Source organism: Amycolatopsis sp. YIM 10, assembly GCF_009429145.1.
Classification (GTDB): Bacteria; Actinomycetota; Actinomycetes; order Mycobacteriales; family Pseudonocardiaceae; genus Amycolatopsis.
Genome location: NZ_CP045480.1, coordinates 7273759 through 7290827, shown reverse-complemented (window position 1 = coordinate 7290827; position 17069 = coordinate 7273759). Strand labels below are relative to the sequence as shown.

Below are 17069 nucleotides of genomic sequence, written 5' to 3'. Positions count from 1 at the left end.
GACCCAGTGAAGACCGTGCCGTCGCGGCATGGTCAACCGCGGACGCGCGGGTTGTGAGGCGGGTCACGACGGCTTCCGCCGTTCGGTGGGCGGTGGATTGCGCGGGGCGATCACGCGCCGCAGAATCGGGCTTTCGGGCGCTGCCGGTCCGGCACCACCCTCGAGCGCAGGGGAGCCGGGCGATGGAGCGGCACGCCAGCACCGCACGTCGGCTGCCGCTGTGGGGCTTCTTCGCCATCCTCGTGGGTTATCTCGCCGTCCTGCAACTGCTCGCCGTGCTGCTGACGCGGGACCTGGACGTCCAGTACGCCGCGCCGACCACGATCGCCGAGCTGTGGCGCGGTATCACCGTGCCGGTCGGCGCTTCGCTGCTGCTGATCGCGGCCGCGATCACCGCGTTGCGCTGGTGGCGGCCGGTGCTGATCGAGGAACACCGGGTGCGGAGCTGGGTCGTTGTAGTGCCGGTGGTCCAGTTCGCGGCCATCGTGGTGGCCACCGACTACGGCGGGCTCGCCGATCGTGGCCTCGGCTTCACGCTGCTGCTGTTGCTCAGCACCCTGCTCGTCGGCTTCGGCGAGGAACTCATGTTCCGCGGCATCGGCGTCACCGTCTTCCGCCGCAACGGGTTCAGCGAGGGCAAGGTCGCGCTGTGGTCCACAGTGGTCTTCGGCCTCGCCCACGCCACCAACCTGGTCAACACCGGCTTCGGCGCGCTGGCCCAGGTACTGCTCGCCGCGGTGTCCGGGTACTTCTTCTACCTTCTCCGCCGCCGCGGTGGCGGAATCCTGCTGCCCGCCGTGGTGCACGGCCTCTGGGACTTCTCCCTGATCTCCGGGTCGGTCGTGCCCGGTGAAACGCACTTCGGCGTGGTGGCCAGCGTGCTCGCGATCTTCGTGCTCGCCGTGGTGCTCGTGGTGCGCCGCCACCTGATCGAGGTCGACCGGCGAGCCCACGCCGAGGCGGGCCCGCCGGTCTGACGATCAGGGGTATCGCGTCACGTACGAGACCTGGTTCGGCTCGTTCGCGGTGGCCCCGGTGGTGTTGATGACGTTGGTGATCGTGCCGACGCCGCCGAGTGAAACCGCGACCAGGCCCTGGAAGCGGACCCCGGGCTTGTCCGGTACCTCGAACCCGCGGCTGGCCACCACCGACGGGTTGACGTTGAAGAAGCTGTAGCTCCCCACGCCGTAGGCCTCGTGCGTGTTCACCTGGTCGCCGACCTTGTAGGCGGCCCAGCCCTGCGTGCCCTCGGCCGGGCTGCCCCAGGTCTGGTTGTCCGGCGGGTCGTAGGGCAGTTCGTTCTGGTAGAAGAAGGTCCGCCCGTTCTCGCCGTTCCAGATGGTCTGGTACTGCTGGTAGTGCTCGACGAACAGGCCGTACATGGTGACGTTGTCGCCTTCGACGATCAGCCCGTTGCGCGCGGTGTTGACGTCCCAGCCGATGCCGTCGCCGTGGTCACCGCGCCAGAGCCACATGTGGTCGCCGATCACGTCGTTCGAGTGCACCTGGAGGCTGGTGGTCGCCTTGCCGACGCCCGGTCCGCCGATGCGGAAGAACACGTCGTGCAGCGAGGTCGGGTTCTCCGCGTGGCTCGCCGAAGCGCCTTCCTGGCCGACCTCCATCAGCGAGGGCACGTTGACCGGCCCGGCGTCGAACATCATGCCCGCGACCTTCACCCCGTCCACGTCGGCGACGGTCATCACCGTTTTGCCGGTGTCCGGGGTCAGCGTGGCCAGGCCGAGGCCGAGCACCACGGTGTTCGGCTTGGTGACCCGGATGGTGTCGTCGAGGTGGTGCACGCCGGGGGTGAACAGCAGGTGCTTGCCCTGCTCCAGCGCGGCGTTGACGGTGGCGACCGGGGTGTCCGGCTTGACCACGAGGAACTCGCTGAGCGAGATCGACTCACCCGGCGCGTTCCCGCCACCCCAGCTGGTGCCCTTGGTGTCGTTGCGCAGGGACGGGACAAAAACGTTGTAGCTGCCCGAATCGTCGACGTAGAGGAACGGCTTCTCGCGGATCTTCGGGGTCGTTTCGATCACGGTGTGCGAGGGGTTGGGGAAGTTCTGCGGCGGGGTGCCGGTCGAACCCTGGAACACCATGTTCCACACCGAACCGCCCCAGCCGCCGCCGAGTTCGCTGTTGCGGGTGTAGAACTGCTGCTGCGAACCGGATTCGGTGAAACCGTCTATTTTGGAGTCCGCGATCAGGCCGCCGGAGGCCCAGCCGTCGTACCCGTTCCACAGCTGGACCTGGCCGCGCAGGTGCATGCGGCGGTACGGCGCCGCCTGCGAGACAGCCCAGCGCTCGATCTGCCCCTGCGGAATGGTCACCGACAGGTTTTCCGCCGCGCGCCAGAAGTTCTGCGTGGCGTTGCCGAGGTTGTTCGGGTCGTCGCCCTGCTGGAGCCAGTCCGCCTCGACGCGCACGTGGCCGTTGAGGTTGACGTCGTCCGGGTGCAGGCCGAGACCGGCGACCTGGGTGAAGAACCGCAGGTTCACGTCGGCGTTGTACTGGCCGGGCTTGAACAGCACGGCGTAGCGCTCCGGCCCGAACTGGTTGGTCTTCTGCCCGGCGGCGATCGTGTCGACGCGGCTCTGGATTTCGGCCTGCGGTGTCGACGGGTCGAAGACGAAGGTGTTCGGGCCGAGGTCCGGGTTCATCGGATCGGTCACCGGCACCGCGATCTCTTCGGCACCGGTGGCGGTGACCCCGCTCAGCGTGCCCAGCGCGGTGGCCGTGGCGAGGGCGAACGCGAACCAGCGACGGCGCGCGCGAGGTGGGGGACTGGGGTTCTTCATGGTCCTGCCTGACGGGTGGGGGACGTCGGAGGGAGCGCTCGCGTAACCGGTACCTGGTGAGTTCTTAACAACCGGCTCACCGGGGCGTCAACCCGCTGTAACGGCTGATGACCGCTGGGTAACCCCGTTCAAGCGGCTCTGACCTGCGGAAACGTCGGCGGGGAATTTGTTGCGCCAAACCACAAATTACCGACGACCGTAGGTGATCGTGCTTTCGCCGACGCCTCGTGGTGACGTCGGGCTGCCACGCTCATCGGATGGTCAAGCTGATCGCCGCGTTGACGGGCACCCTCGTGCTGCTGGGCGGAGCGCTCGTGGTGCTCTTCCTCGCCGCCGACCCGTCGGTGGACCTGGCGCTGGAGGGTGCCAAAACGGTGATGAACCTGATCGTCGCGGTGATCGTCACCGGGGTGCTCTCGGTGGCGCTGGCCCACCGCGCGTCGAACCGCGCGGCACACGAGGAGCGGAAGGTGGTTCTGGTCGCGGCACTGCGAAACCTGAAAGCCGGTTACGAGCAGGTGCAGCTGGCCAGGTTCTTCCTTTCGGCGCACCGGACCGGCGCCACGCTCGTCGAGCAGGTCTCCCGGCTCGCCGAAGCCCGCTCCTTCCTGCACCTGGTGCAGCGGGAACGCTATCTCGTCAACACCGAGATCGACGACCACGTCCAGCAGATGCTGAACTACATCCGCGGTGTCTCGGACGAATACCTGGAGAAATACCAGAAGATCGCCGAGGCCGCGTTGCGCGAGGAACGCGCCCGCAAGCAGTTCGTCGATGGCGCGGTGGACGAACTGCCCGAACAGCCCGTGCTGTGCGCCACCGAGTTTCCCCGGCTGAACGACTTCGTCCAGCCACCGGAGCTGTGGAAGCTGGGTTATTTCGACCAGAACTACCGGGCTGCCAAGGGAAAGCTGGAGGACTGGCTGACCGGAAGGGCCGCGCCCGCGCCGCCGGGCCGGAAGGAACCGGTCCGGCAGCGCGGGGCACGAACTACTGGTTGAACACGAAGGTCGAGCCCGGTTCGCGCACGATGTCTCCGTTCTTCGAGTTGGTGATGGTCACACCGGACAGCGTCGCGCTGCCGCGGGCACCGCCGTGTGCCAGGATTCCCGCGCCGTTGTTGGACTTGTCGATCCGGACGTTGGTGATCGTCGCGCCGGGGACGGTGCCCCCGCCTGCCTTGAACTGGATGCCGTCGTAGGTCGAGTCGTGGACCTCGGTGTCTCGGATGACGACTCCCGGAATGTCCGGTCCCTGGGCGAACAGCGTGATGGCGCCGAACTTCTGCGCCTCGCCCCAGAAAGCGCCGCCGCAGCGGTAGAGCGCGTTGTTCGCCAGCACGGTCTGCCCGGAGAACGGCAGCGGGTCGTGGTCGGTGGCCAGCATGATGCCCGGATAGTTGGCCGTGTCGTGGATCAGGTTGTTCTCCGCCTTGTTCCCGTACCCGCCGTAGATGGCGATCCCGTTGGCACGCCACGGCAGCTGGATGGTGTTGTTGACGAAGTGGTTGTCATGCGCGATGTCGACCGACTGGTTCTTCACGAACTTGTTGGCCCACACCGCGAGCGCGTCGTCACCGGTGGTGCGGAACGAGGAGTTGAACACGCGCGAGTTCCGGGTGCCGTTGGTGAAGTTGATGCCGTCGGCGTAGGTGTCGCGGATGCGCATGCCGCTGAACTCCAGGCCGTCGGCCGGGCCCCAGAGCTCGGGGATGTTGTCGTAGTCGCGGCCCACCCAGACACCGACGTTGGCGTGCTCGATCCAGACGTTGGTGATCCTGGTGCCCTGGCCGAACCGGCCGTTGAGGCCCACCCCGCCCTCGGCGCCGTCGGGCCCGCCGCGGATCCGGCCGGAGCCGAAGATGGCGATGTCCGAGATCTGCGTGTTGCCGTCGATGTCGAAGCCGAAGTTGCCCTCGTGCGGGTGGTTGATGCCGCCAACCGCCTTGTGCGGCTCGGTCAGCGTGTACAGCTGCGAGTGCCACATCCCGGCCCCGCGGATCTTCACGTTGCTGATGCCCACCTGGTTGTACTGCCCGCGGTCGAGCGGGTCGTCGGTGAGGATCTTCTTCTCCTGCCGCCACTGCCCGGCTGGGATCCACACACAGCCGATGGCCCCGTTCTGGTCGGCGGTCACCGCCGCCTGGATGGCCGCGGTGTCGTCGTTGCCGTCACCGGGCACGGCACCGTACTCGGTGATCGAGGTGCATTCGGCCGGCTTGCCGCTCGGCGGCGCCACCTGCTCCAGGTCGATCAGGTCGATGATGTAGAACGCCGCGGTGTCACCGGAATCGCGTTGCAGGCGGAACTTCGTGCCCGCCGGATAGGTCGACGGCAGCAACGCGTTCGCCTCGTCGAAGAGCCTGCGCGCGTCGGCCTGCGGGGTGTTCGTCAGCGCCTCCGGCCCGTCGGTGTTGCCGTAGAGCCAGCTGTGCTTCGACGACAGGTTCAGCTTCTGCACGAAGTTGCCGTCCGCGTAGAGGCTGATGGTGGCGTCGATGCCCCCGCCGCCGGGCGCGTCCGGGATCGAGTTGCGCACCACGATCGAATTCGTGGAGCCGACCGAGGTGAACTCGACGAACTGGCCCTGGTTGTCCAGCCGGACCGATTTGCGGCCGGACGACTCGGTGGCGAAGTTGGTGTGCCCGAACGTCCTCAGTGGATCGGCTTCGAGCAGGGTGCCCTGGTAGGTACCCGCTTCGGCCTCGTACTCGACGTAGGGCACGGCGGCACCGCGGCCGACCACGATGGCCTGCCCGAAGCTGTTGTTGCCCTCGTTGGTCTCGGCGACCAGTCCGGTCGCGTCGGCGGTCGCGGTCACCGTGGCGCCACCACCGGTCGCGGTCCACGAACCGCTGGTGGTCACGTTCACCGTGGCACCGGCGGGAATCTGTGGTGTGGCAGTGTCCAAAGTGGTCCCGCCGACGCTGACCCTGGTGACCGTGCCCGCGTCGACCGCGGTGGTCCCGCGGTTGCGCACGGCCGCGGTGAACCTGACCGGGGTGCCCTCGGCCGGGTTCGACGGGTTGGCGGTGATGCCGAGTACCTCCAGATCCGGTCCGGGCGCCTGGGTGACGACCAGCGGTGACGCGGCGGTGAAGGTGTTGTTGCCGTCGTTCTGCTCGGGGACCGTGTTGGCCGGGTCGGCCACCACGGCGGCCGGGTAGCTGCCCATCGGCCGCTTGCCCGCGTCCAGGGTCACCACGGCCGAGGCGCCGGGGGCGAGCGCGCCGACCGCGGCACTGCCCGCGACCGCGCCACCGAGGCTGAAGTTGACCGTGGTCGCCCCGGCGGGCGCGGATCCGGTGTTGCGCACGGTCGCCGAGAGGGTGACCGCGTCGCTTTCGGACGGACTGGCCGGGGTCCAGGTCAGGGCACTGACGACGAGGTCGGGATTGGGGGCCGGGGTGCCGAAGACCTGGAGTTCGCCGATTTGCCCACCGGGCGCGCCGCTGTTGCCGTAGAAGGCCAGCCGCAGGTCGGCGGCCCGGCCGGTGACCGGGATGGTCACCGAGTTCTGGCCCGAATGCGGGCTGAACTGGTAGTCGGCGCGGGGTCGCAGGGTGGTGAAACCGGTGCCGGCCTGGCTGCGGCCGAGCACTTCGATGCTCTGCGTTCTCGGTCCCCAGATCGGATCGGGGTTGAGCTTGACCACCACGGACGACAGGTCGGCGTCGGCGCCGAGCTTCGTGGTCAGCGTCGCGGGGAAGCCGGCGGACTCCCAGTAACTGCCGATGTTGCCGTCCGTGGCGTTCGGGCCGACGAACGAGAACACCGAGGACGACGCTTCGACCGGTTTCCCGGCGGCGAGATCGGTGTCCGCGGCGTGCGCGGTGGCGGGCGGGAGGGTGCCGAGCAGGCAGGCGGCGAGCAGGCCGCCGAGGCGTTTCCGGTGCATGGGGACCTCGGATTCGATGGTTGATCCCGGCGAATTTCGTGATCTTGTCGAGTTCTTGCGAGGATGAGATTAAATATTTCAGCACGATGACGCTTTCGTCAACGGCGGATTACCCGGGGAGCTTCACGAGGTGAAGCGGGCGGCCTCGGTGTCGATCAGGTGCTGGGCCCGGTCCAGGGTGTGCGAGCTGTAGGTGCCCCCGGCGCGCGCGTCGAGCAGCGCGTTCTGCATCGCGTCGATGAGCAGGCGCTGCAGTTCGCGTCGTTGCTGGAGCGGGCTGTCCGGATCGTGCTCGCCGAGCATCTTGTCGATCACCTCGGCGGTGGCGAGGGTGCGCTTGCGCGTCTTGTCGAGGAGCGCCGCGTCGAACGGCTTGCCGTTCTCGCGGGTCAGCGCCGGGTTGTCGACCAGTGCCTGCGCGGCGGTGTGGATCTCGGTCGCCAGGCGGGCGAGTTCGCGGCGTTCGTGCTCGGCGTCGGTGCCCTGGACGCCGAGCACCTTGATCAACGCGGGCAGCGTGCCGCCCTGCAGGATCAGCGTCACGATCGCGACGGTGAACGCGATCAGCACCAGCTCGGCCCGGTGCGGCACGTCGGTCGGCAGCGACTGCGCGGCGGCGACCGTGACCACCCCGCGCATCCCGGACCAGGCGAGCACCCCGCCACCGCGCCAGCCGAGGCCCTCACTGGCGAAGAAGGCTGCGTCGGCGTGGCGTCGTCGCAGGGCGCGGGTCGCCTTCGCGTACCGGCGCTCGTGGTCCGGATGGGGACCGCGCGCGGTGAGCCGGTCCAGCAGTGACTCGATCCGATCGGTCGTCGCGCCCGCGCCGCGCTGCTGACGGCGCAGCGCCGCGATGAGCGGGACGACAAAAACGACGCGCAGGAAGATCAGCGTGACCGTGGCGAGCAGGCCGAGGCCGATCGCGGTCCACACGCCCTGGCCCGAGTTGTGCACGTCGGCGACCACCGCGGTGATCTCGAAGCCCATCAGCAGGAAGACACCGTTCTCCAGCAGCAGCTGGATGGTCCGCCAGTTGGTGCGCTCGGAGATGCGGTCATGCGCGGTGAACCGCTTCGCGCTCTGGTGCCCGGTGATCAGGCCCGCCGTCACCACCCCGATCACCCCGGACGCGTGCAGTTCCTCGGCCGGGATGAAGGCCAGGAACGGGACCACCAGTGAGATCGCGGTGGTCAGCACGGGCTGGTTGCGGATCCGGGAGCGCGCCCACACCGAGACCACCCCGACGACCGCGCCGGCCGCGACGCCGACGAACACGGCGTAGGCGAAGTCGCCGAGCGCGCCCCAGAAGGAGACCGTGCCCGCGATCGCGGCGACGGCGGTGCGGAGCAGCACGAGCGCGGTGGCGTCGTTGACCAGCCCCTCGCCTTCGAGAATGGTGACCAGCCGGGGCGGCAGCCCGAGCCGCTTTCCGATCGAGGTCGCGGCGACCGCGTCCGGCGGGCTGATCACCGCGCCGAGCGCCACCGCGGCGGCCAGGTCGAGATCGGGGACCAGCCACCAGAACAGCAGTCCGGTGCCGAACGCGGACACCACCACCAGCAGCACCGACAGCGCTCCGATGGTGCCGAGGTCCCGGCGGAAATCCACCACCGGCACGTTCACCGCCGCCGCGTACAGGATCGGTGGCAGCACCACCACCAGGATCCAGTCCGGCTCGACAAAGAGCTCGGGCGCGCCGGGGACCTGGCTGCACGCCATGCCGACGATCACCAGCAGCACCGGCGCCGCGACCTTCAGCTTGGGCGCGGCGTACGACACCACCACGATGATCAGCACCGCCACCACGGCGAGCAATGCCAGTTCCTGCATGCCGGGCAGTGTGCGTCACGTGTCGTGGATCCCGCCGCTTTTACTCGATGGTGGGTCGGTCGCGGCGCTGTTACGATCAGCGCCGCTGCCCGCACCGGAACGAGGGGAGGCGGTACTCGTGGACCTGCGATCTGTCCTGCGTTTCCGCGCTCCCCGGGGGCTCTTCGCCGCCTGAGCGGAAACGACGCATCGTTTTCGAAGGTGGGAATCCCTTGCCCCGGCGTGTCGCCATTGCTCTTGATCGTTCGTTCTGGAAGTTGTTCGCCGCCTCCGCCACGGCCACGTGTGCCGACGGGGTGGTCAAGGTTTCGCTGCCCCTGCTCGCGGCCTCACTGACCGGCGATCCGGTGCTGGTCTCCGGGCTCACCGCGTTCGCGTTCCTGCCGTGGCTGCTGTTCGGGTTGCCCGGCGGCGCGCTGGTGGACCGGGTGGACCGGCGGCGGGCCATGTCGGTGGTCAACGCCGTCCGCGCGGTGCTGCTCGCCGTGCTCGTGGTGCTCATCGCCACCGGGACGGGCGGGATCGCGGTGCTCTACGCCGCCGCGTTCGCGCTCGGAATCTGCCAGGTGGTCTACGACTCCGCGGACCGCGCCATCCTGCCCCAGGTGGTCGGCCGCCGCGGGCTGGACAAGGCCAACAGCTGGCTGACCGTCGAGGAAACCGTCGGGAAGGACTTCATCGGCCCGCCGGTGGGCGCGGCGTTGTTCGGCTGGTTCCGCGCCGCCCCGTTCCTCGCCCCGATGCTCGGGTTCGTGGTCGCCGCCGTGCTGGTGCTCGCCATTCCCGGCCGGTTCCGGGCCGGCCGCACCGAGCCGACGACGTTGCGCGCGGACGTCCGCGAAGGGCTGCGCTGGCTGTGGAACCACCCGGTGTTGCGGAATCTGACCATCTACAGTGGACTGATCGCGGCGCTGATGTCGATGGCCACCTCGCTCACCGTGTTGTACGCGCTGGACACGCTGGAGCTGAGCCCGTCGCTGTACGGCCTGCTTTTTGCCGCCATGGGGATCGGCGGCCTGGCCGGGTCCGCGGTGGTGGGCCCGCTGACCACCCGGCTCGGCAGGCCGCGGGCGATCACGGTCGCGGTGTCGATCGCGCCGGTGATGTCGGTGCTGCTGGGCACGGTCACGGATCTCTGGGCGGCCGGTGGGTGGTTCTTCGGCGTCGCGCTGGGCGTGACGATGTGGAACGTGCTGTCGATGTCGTTGCGGCAGGCCATGATCCCCGCCGAACTGCTCGGCAGGGTGCTCGGCGCGCACCGGGTGGCGTTGTGGGGTGGCATTCCGCTGGGTGCGCTGGCCGGTGGCGCGCTGGCCGGGGTGACCAGCGTGCCCGCCGTGTTCGCGGTGTCCGGCCTCGCCCAGCTGGTGGTCGTGGTGCTGGTCCACCGGCTGGTCCACCGGCACCGGCGGCTGATCGAGGAGTCCTACGCTTGACGGCTCAGTGCGGTCTCGCTCGTCATGCGCGCCAGCTTTTCCGGATTGCGCACGGCGTAGAGCCCGGTGATGAGCCCGTTTTCCAGGTGCACCGCGATGACGGTGTCGAGTTCGCGTCCCAAGTGGACGGTCAGCGCCGGGTGACCGTTCACCTGGGCCGATCGCAGCGACGCGGCACCGGCGAGCCTGCCCAGCACCTCGGCCACACCGGCGGCCCCGGTGATGGGCGCCAGCGCGGCCCGCGCGACTCCGCCACCATCGGTCAGCAGCACGACCTCGGGGGCGAGCACGTCGAGCAGGCGCTGGAGATCGCCGGTTTCCACCGCGCGCTGGAAGGCCGCGAGCGCGTCGCGGGATTCGGCGGGGGAGACCACACCGTGCGGCCGGCGCGCGGCGACGTGTGCCCGCGCGCGGTGCGCGATCTGGCGCACCGCGGCCTGGTTCTTGCCGACGGCTTCGGCGATTTCGCCGTAGGGCAGGTCGAACACCTCGCGCAGGACAAAAACCGCGCGCTCGGTCGGCGCGAGTGTTTCGAGCACCAGCAGCATCGCCATCGAGACGCTGTCGGCCAGTTCGACGTCCTCGGCCACGTCCGGTGTGGTGAGCAGGGGCTCGGGCAGCCACGGCCCGACGTAGGACTCGCGGCGCCTGCCGAGCGTGCGCAGCCGGACCAGCGCCTGGCGGGTGGCGATCCGGACCAGGTAGGCGCGCTGGTTCTGTACGCCGTCGAGGTCGACTTCCGCCCAGCGCAGCCAGGTTTCCTGGAGCACGTCCTCGGCGTCCGCGGCCGAGCCGAGCATCTCGTAGGCGACGGTGAAGAGCAGGTTGCGGTGGGTGAGGAAAACCTCGGTGGCGGTCATGGGGCTCCTCCGCTCGGGCTGGTTGCGCCCACCAGACACCGGCCACCGCGGTTCTGTGACACCGGGACCGGTGTGGCGTGGGTCACCCGTCCTGCTGTCACAAGGCTGGGGTTCGCGGCATCTGGTGGTCGTTCGAATGAGACACCGACCAGTGAGGACACCTTCATGGAAGCCCGGTTCGACCTGACCGACAACGAGATCGGCGCCAAGTTCGCCAAGCGGTTCTTCACTGCCAGCCTGGTGATCGCGCAGGTGCTGCCCAAGCCGGCGCAGGAGCTCGTGGCGTTGCGCGTCAGCCAGATCAACGGCTGCGGCTGGTGCACCGACGTGCACACCAAGGAAGCCGCGGCGGCCGGCGAAACCGCGGTGCGGATCAACCTCGTCGCCGCGTGGCGGGAGTCGACCGTGTTCACCGAGGCGGAACGCGCCGCGTTCGCGCTCGCCGAGGAAGGCACCCGGCTCGCCGACGCCGGACAGGGCGTGTCCGACGAGACGTGGGAGCTGGTGCGCAAGCACTACGACGACAACGAGGTCGCCGCCCTGGTTTCGCTGGTGGCCCAGATCAACGCGGCCAACCGGCTCGGCGTGATCCTGCGCCAGGCGGGCGGTTCCTACCAGCCCGGCGTGTACGGCTGAGCGGCCACGAGCCCGGGAGCGCCACGCTCCCGGGCCTTGCGGTCCGGTCGTGCGGCGGCGTACTTTCTCTGTGGAAAGTAGTTTCCGGGAGGGCAAAAATGGAACCCGAAGCCGGTCTCGCCGAAATCGCCCGCCAGCGCGCGCAGCTTGCCGCTCGCATCCGTCTGCCAGGGTGGTACCTGGCCCTCAACGCGCTCGCCGTGGCCGCGCTCGCGGCCCTGCCGGCGCTGACCCTGCCGGTGTTCGCCTACTTCCTCGTCCCGGTCGCCGCGGTACTGGTGCTCGGCGCGTTTTCCTGGCTGCTCAGCGGGCGGCGCGGGGTGAAGCCGGCCACCGGTTACCCGTCGCTGACCAGGCCCGCCGTGCTCCAGCTGGTGGTGACCGCGGCCGGGATGATCGCGGTGGTGCCGCTCGCGCTGTCCGGGGCGACCGCGATCGCGCTCGGCGTCGCCCTGCTCACCGGGGTGCTGGCCGCCGACCAGTTGCGGCGGCAGCTGCGGGCGATCCGGCACGACGTGCGGTCCGGACGGGTGGGTGCCGGTGGGCCCTGACGACACGGGCGGACTGGACCCGGTGGTGCATCCGATCGCGCGGTTGTCGATCTGCGCCCTGCTCGCCAGTGGCGCGGAGTGGCTGGACTTCGCCGCGGTCCGCGACTCGACCGGGCTGAGCGATTCCGCGCTGTCGAAGCACGCGCGCACGCTGGAAGACGCCGGCTACCTCGAAGTGCGCAAGGGTGCGGTGGGACGACGGCCGCGCACCTGGTTCCGGCTCACTCCGACAGGTCTGCGCCGCTACACCGCGCACGTGGCCGCACTGCGCGCACTCACCACCTGAGCTGCCCCATGTGGACCAAGAACGCCGAGATGGACAAGGGCGCCGGCCTGCACCACCGGATTCGTCACCAGTGGCTGACCCGGTATCGTGCGCTGGCGGTGGAGTCGGCCGAGTTGAGAGCCAGTGGCCGGTCGGATTCGTTCGATCACCGCGGCGACCGGTCGCTCCTCGCTATGCGTATCGACGCGGCCATGTCGTTCGGTGGCAGCCTGCTTTTCGAGGTCGAGGCTTTCCGTGCCGAGGAATTCTCCTCATCGGAGGAAGCCAGAGGCCTGATAACGGAGTGCGCGAACATCGCCCTTGCCGAATCACTGTCGCATTTCGAGCAGGCCATGGAGATGAGGAGGCACCCGGAATGGCGGCCGGAACTGTCCGAGATCGTGCGGGACGCGCACCGTCACACGATCTCCGCGCTGGAGCCGGACGTGACCACGGATGAGCCCGTCCCCCCGTTCCGTCGGCGCATGACCGTCAAGGAACACGCGGCGGTGCTGGAAGAAGTCGAACGCCGATACGACAGGTATCCCGCGACAATGGGCGGATACGCGCACGAGTATCTGGACCTTGTCGATGAACTCCCGGCCTACGGCGTAGACCGGGTTCTCGCTCTCCACCCATGGATGGAGCGGTTCGGCTGCGAAACAGACGTGACATTCCTGGTGGCACGCCAGTACGACTGGATCCAGCTGGAGGGTTTCCTGGCCTCCCCCACGCTCGACTGGTTCTTCCGGATCCACGACGACGGTGAGTGGGCGGCGTACAACTGGCCTCCGCGGCCCAGCTGAACGTCACTAGAGTGGGGCCATGGCCTCTGAAAGCATTCGCCTGCACCACGTCGGGCATGTCGTCCGGGATTTGGCGGGGGCGCTCGAGTTGTACCGGCGGCTGGGCTTCACGGTGCACGCGCCCAGTTGTCCGGCGATGGCCCCGCGGGAAGGGGCCGAGCCCGAACCGTTCGGTGCGGCCAACACGCACGCCGACTTCGCGCGCGACTTCCTCGAACTGGCCACCGTGGTCGACGGCACCGGACACCTCCCGGCCGACGCGCGGATCGTTCCGCTGCAGGCCCCGCCCGAGGTGCTGCCGACACTGCTGGAGCGCATCAACGCCACCAGCGCGAGCCTCGCGGGCTTCCTGGACCGCTTCGAGGGCCTGCACATCCTGATGTTCTCCTCCTCCGACATCGAGGCCACCGCCGACCGCCTGACCGCGGCCGGAGTGGCGCACGGCGGCGTGAACACGGTCCGGCGCCCGGCGGGCGACGTCGTGGAAACCGTGCGCTACCTGGAAATCGAGTACGCGGAAGGCCGGATCGGCGTCGTCGCGGAGCTGGACGAGGGAATCCAGGCGACCCGGGTGCCGGACCATCCCAACGGTGCCATCGGACTGGTCGACGCGACGCTCTGCACCGCCGACGCCGAACTCGACGCCGTCCAGGCACGTTACGAGCGCTACCTCGGCCGGGTGCCTCGGGCGTCCGGCCCTGCCCGGGTTTTCGACCTCGACGGGGCAACGCTGACGCTGGTCCCCGCCTCCGGTCTCGGGTCGTGGCTTCCCGGGGCGGAAGCACCCGCGCTGCCTGCTCTCGTCGCGTGCACGGTCGCGGTCGGCGACCTCGCGGCGACTCGGGATCTGTTGCGGGACAACGGGATTTCCATGCGAGAAACGCCGTCGGGTGAGGTTTTTGTACCTGCTGCCTTTCTCACCTTCCGCCAAGGCGATCAGTAGGTCCGCGCGAGCAACGCCAGCGTCCGGGCTTCTCCCCGGCGATGACCGGTTTCGCGGTGGATCGCCAGCGCCCGCTGCCCGTGTTCGGCTGCCTGCGCGGTCTCGCCTTCGTGCAGCAGCAGTTCGGCCAGCGCGGTCAGCACACGTCCTTCCAGACCGCGATAACCGGCCTCGCGGACAAGCTCGAGTGCCTCCCGCGCGGTGTCACGATCGGCCCGCGCCACGGCCAGTCCGACCAGCGCTTCCGCCGCGTTGTAGCGGAGTCCGGCGTGGCGCCCGAGGTCCAGGGCTTGGCGGTGGCAGTCGGCCGCCTCCGCCGTGCGCCCGGACGCCTGGTGGACCCAGCCGAGCGCGGTGAGGGCGTCCACTTCGACGCGAGCGTCCCCGGACCTGCGCGCGAGGTCCACTGCCGCTCGCGCGCGTTCGGCCGCGCGCTGGTCCCGTCCGGTGTCCAGATCGACGGCGGCCATGCTCGCCAGTGTCGCCGCTTCGGTGCTCACGTCCCCGATTTCCCGCAGGATCGGCAACGCGCGGTCGAACCGGGCCATCGCCTCGCCGGAGCGGCCGAGCGCGTGCAGCGCGTCGCCGAGATTGCCGAGCGCGGTCGCCTGGCCGGACTCGATCCCGAGTTCCTCGTACAGCGCCAGCGCCCTGGCGTGCCCGGTCGCCGCCCGCGCGTACTCGCCCATCTCGTACTGCACAAAACCGAGGTTGCCGAGGCAGGCGGCCTGCCGGACCTTGCTCCCCGCCGCCTCGAAGGCGCGTTCGTAGCAATCCGCGGCCCGCGCGAGATCCCCTGATTCCCGGTGGACGAGGCCCAGCTTGCCGAGCACGGTGGCCTGCCCGTCGGCCCAGCTCGCGTCGCGGAGGAGACCGACGGCCCGGGTGTAGTGCTCGGCGGCCCGTTCGTGCTCGCTTCGGCGCAGGCACGAATCACCGAGATTGATCAGCACCACGGCGTTGGCGCGCACGTCTCCTTCGACTGCCGCGGCCTTGACCGCGGCAGCGGCCGACGTGGACCACTCCGGGTGGTGCAGGCCGGTCCAGAAGTACCCGCGCAGGGTGTCGGCCAGCCGCCAGGCCACTTCTCGCGGACCGTGTTCGGCGGTGGCGGCACCGACCGCGGCGATGTTCGCCCGTTCACTGTCCAACCAGGACAGTGCGGTGGCGCGGTCGGGGAAATCCGGGGCGGCGCCGGAGAACGGTGCGTCCGGTAGCCGGAGCAACTGGGGGTGGAGCACCTTCGCCGCCGCGTCGGCGGTGCGGAAATACCAGTACGCGAGGCGGTCCAGCGCGGCTTTCCGGTCCTGTTCGCTGTCTTCGGACCGGCAACGCTCGGCGGCGTACTGGCGCAACAGGTCGTGGAAGGTGTACCGCCCTGGCCGGTGCGGGTCGAGCAGATGGGCCGTGGCCAGGTCGTCGAGCAGTTCCGCGGCGCGCCCGGTCCCGGCCAGCTCCGCGACGGCTTCCGGCGTGAAATCCTCACCGGGGAACAAGCCCAGTAGCCGGAACAAGCGTTGCTGTTCCGTCGAAAGGCTTCGGTAGGAGATGCCGAACGTGGACCGGAGCGCGGCTCGTTCGTCGCCCGCGATTTCCAGCTGGCCCAGCTTGTCCCCGGACCTGAGCTGGTCCACGTGACCGGCGATGCTCCCGGTGAGCTTCGCGGCGGCGATGCGCAACGCCAGCGGTAGCCGGGCGGTGAGCCGGACCAGCTCGGCGGCCGCCTCGGGTTCCGCGGCGACCCGTTCGGCGCCGAGAACCCCGGCCAGCAACCGGATGGCCTCGTCCTCGGTGAGCACGTCCAGGGTGAGCCTGCGCGCGCCGTCGCAGGCGACCAGTCCGTCGAGGCGGTCGCGGCTGGTCACCAGCACCACCGACCCGGCGCCGCCCGGCAGCAGCGGGCGGACCTGCTCCGGAGTGGCCGCGTTGTCCAGTAGTACCAGCGCTTTCCGGTCGGCGAGCAGGGTGCGCAACAGGGCGGCGGCCTCGTCCGGCTCGGTCGGGAGCTGGTCCGCGGCGACGCCGAGCGAGCGCAGGAACCGGGTGAGCGCTTCGAACGGACGCAGCGGCGGGCCGGGTCCGTAGCCGCGCAGGTTGACGTACAGCTGACCGTCGGGAAACCGGGCGCGGACCCGGTGCGCCCATTCGATCGCGAGCGCCGTTTTGCCCACGCCCGCCATACCCGAGATCACGGAAACGGCCACGTCCAGTTCCTTGAGCGCCCGCACCCGGCCGACAAAGCCGGGTACGGCGGCCGGAAGTTGCTGCGGGACAGGCAACAAAGCGCCGATGGTGTCCAGTTCCGCGGTCGCGGTCAGAATCCGCCGGTGGAGTTCCCGCAACCGCGGCCCGGGGTCGATGCCGAGTTCGTCAGCCAGCCGGGCCCGCAGCCGTTCGTAGTGCGCCAGCGCCTCGGCCTGGCGGCCGCACCGGTAGAGGGCGAGCAGGTACTGCCCCGCCAGGCGTTCGTCGAGCGGATTCTCCGCGAGGTGCTCGGCCAGTTCCGGCAGTACCTCGGCGTGCTCTCCCCGCCGCAGGCGCAGGTCGCCGCGGTCCAGCCGGGCCGCGTGCCGCTCGGCTTCCACCGTGCGGCGCAGCGTGACGGCCCATGGGAAGTCCAAGCCCGCCAACGGTTCTCCGCGCCACAGGGCGAGCGCGCGGTCGTAGGCGGCCAGTGCTTCGTCCCGGTCGCCCAGGCCGCGCGCGGTCGCCACCAGCGCGCGGAAGCGGTGCAGGTCAACGGAAGCGGGATCGGCCAGCAGCAGGTAACTCCCGGCGCGGCGCTCGATCCGCAGGTCCGCGATCCGGCGCAGGCGGGACAGGTACGAACGCAGCGAGGTGCGGGCTTCGGCCGGTGCGGTGCCGTTCCACACCCGGTCCACCAGGTGCTCGACCGGCATCGGGCGGTTCAGGTTCACCAGCAGCGCCACCAGGACGCACTGCTGTCGGAAAGGTCCAACCGGTACGGTGACCCCGTCAACCACCACCTCGGTGGTGCCGAGAATCCGGAATTCCACGGCCATGACAGCCAGCTCCCCGTGAGTTCG

13 protein-coding genes are annotated in these 17069 nt (G+C 69.7%); 8 read left to right on the top strand and 5 right to left on the bottom strand.

Annotated features, from left to right (window positions below):
* Window positions 1-182 precede the first annotated feature (182 nt).
* Window positions 183-977 (top strand): CPBP family intramembrane glutamic endopeptidase, encoded by a 795-nt coding sequence (locus YIM_RS34340; protein WP_153034267.1) that lies wholly within the window; start codon window positions 183-185, stop codon window positions 975-977.
* 3 nt (window positions 978-980) lie between these two features.
* Here the strand turns inward: YIM_RS34340 and YIM_RS34335 are convergent, their stop codons facing one another.
* Entirely contained in the window at window positions 981-2798 is a 1818-nt protein-coding gene (locus YIM_RS34335) for a sialidase (protein WP_228004195.1), read from the bottom strand.
* A gap of 257 nt (window positions 2799-3055) precedes the next feature.
* Between YIM_RS34335 and YIM_RS34330 the strand changes: the two genes are divergently transcribed.
* On the top strand, window positions 3056-3799 hold the full coding sequence (locus tag YIM_RS34330; RefSeq protein WP_153034266.1) for a hypothetical protein: 744 nt from the start codon (window positions 3056-3058) through the stop codon (window positions 3797-3799).
* On the opposite strand, the gene YIM_RS34325 is transcribed toward YIM_RS34330, so the two are convergent.
* Window positions 3789-6695 carry a CARDB domain-containing protein gene (locus tag YIM_RS34325; protein ID WP_153034265.1) on the bottom strand — a complete coding sequence of 969 codons (2907 nt, stop codon included), beginning with the start codon at window positions 6693-6695 and terminating at the stop codon, window positions 3789-3791. The two genes, YIM_RS34330 and YIM_RS34325, sit on opposite strands and share 11 nt — an antisense overlap.
* 123 nt (window positions 6696-6818) lie before the next feature.
* Window positions 6819-8525: a sodium:proton antiporter gene (locus tag YIM_RS34320; RefSeq protein WP_153034264.1), complete on the bottom strand. Its 1707-nt coding sequence runs from the start codon at window positions 8523-8525 to the stop codon at window positions 6819-6821.
* 212 nt (window positions 8526-8737) lie between these two features.
* On the opposite strand from YIM_RS34320, the gene YIM_RS34315 reads away from it, so the two are divergent.
* Window positions 8738-9961 (top strand): MFS transporter, encoded by a 1224-nt coding sequence (locus YIM_RS34315; protein ID WP_228004194.1) that lies wholly within the window; start codon window positions 8738-8740, stop codon window positions 9959-9961.
* Here YIM_RS34315 and YIM_RS34310 read toward each other — a convergent pair.
* On the bottom strand, window positions 9952-10821 hold the full coding sequence (locus tag YIM_RS34310; RefSeq protein ID WP_153034262.1) for an RNA polymerase sigma-70 factor: 870 nt from the start codon (window positions 10819-10821) through the stop codon (window positions 9952-9954). The genes YIM_RS34315 and YIM_RS34310 overlap by 10 nt on opposite strands.
* 165 nt (window positions 10822-10986) lie before the next feature.
* Between YIM_RS34310 and YIM_RS34305 the strand changes: the two genes are divergently transcribed.
* The 5 genes from YIM_RS34305 (at window position 10987) to YIM_RS34285 (ending at window position 14022) form a co-directional block, all read left to right on the top strand.
* Complete coding sequence (locus YIM_RS34305; RefSeq protein ID WP_153034261.1) at window positions 10987-11457, top strand: carboxymuconolactone decarboxylase family protein; 471 nt, start codon at window positions 10987-10989, stop codon at window positions 11455-11457.
* 98 nt (window positions 11458-11555) lie between these two features.
* Window positions 11556-12008: a hypothetical protein gene (locus YIM_RS34300; RefSeq protein WP_153034260.1), complete on the top strand. Its 453-nt coding sequence runs from the start codon at window positions 11556-11558 to the stop codon at window positions 12006-12008.
* Complete coding sequence (locus YIM_RS34295) at window positions 11998-12294, top strand: transcriptional regulator (protein ID WP_228004193.1); 297 nt, start codon at window positions 11998-12000, stop codon at window positions 12292-12294. The genes YIM_RS34300 and YIM_RS34295 overlap by 11 nt, the downstream gene beginning before the upstream one ends.
* Window positions 12295-12302: 8 nt before the next feature.
* Complete coding sequence (locus tag YIM_RS34290; RefSeq protein WP_153034259.1) at window positions 12303-13079, top strand: hypothetical protein; 777 nt, start codon at window positions 12303-12305, stop codon at window positions 13077-13079.
* Between the two features lie 19 nt (window positions 13080-13098).
* Entirely contained in the window at window positions 13099-14022 is a 924-nt protein-coding gene (locus tag YIM_RS34285; protein WP_153034258.1) for a VOC family protein, read from the top strand.
* Here the strand turns inward: YIM_RS34285 and YIM_RS34280 are convergent.
* The gene (locus tag YIM_RS34280) at window positions 14016-17045 is read right to left on the bottom strand and encodes a BTAD domain-containing putative transcriptional regulator (protein ID WP_153034257.1); all 3030 of its coding nucleotides are present in this window, start codon (window positions 17043-17045) and stop codon (window positions 14016-14018) included. The genes YIM_RS34285 and YIM_RS34280 overlap by 7 nt on opposite strands.
* Between the last annotated feature and the right edge of the window lie 24 nt (window positions 17046-17069).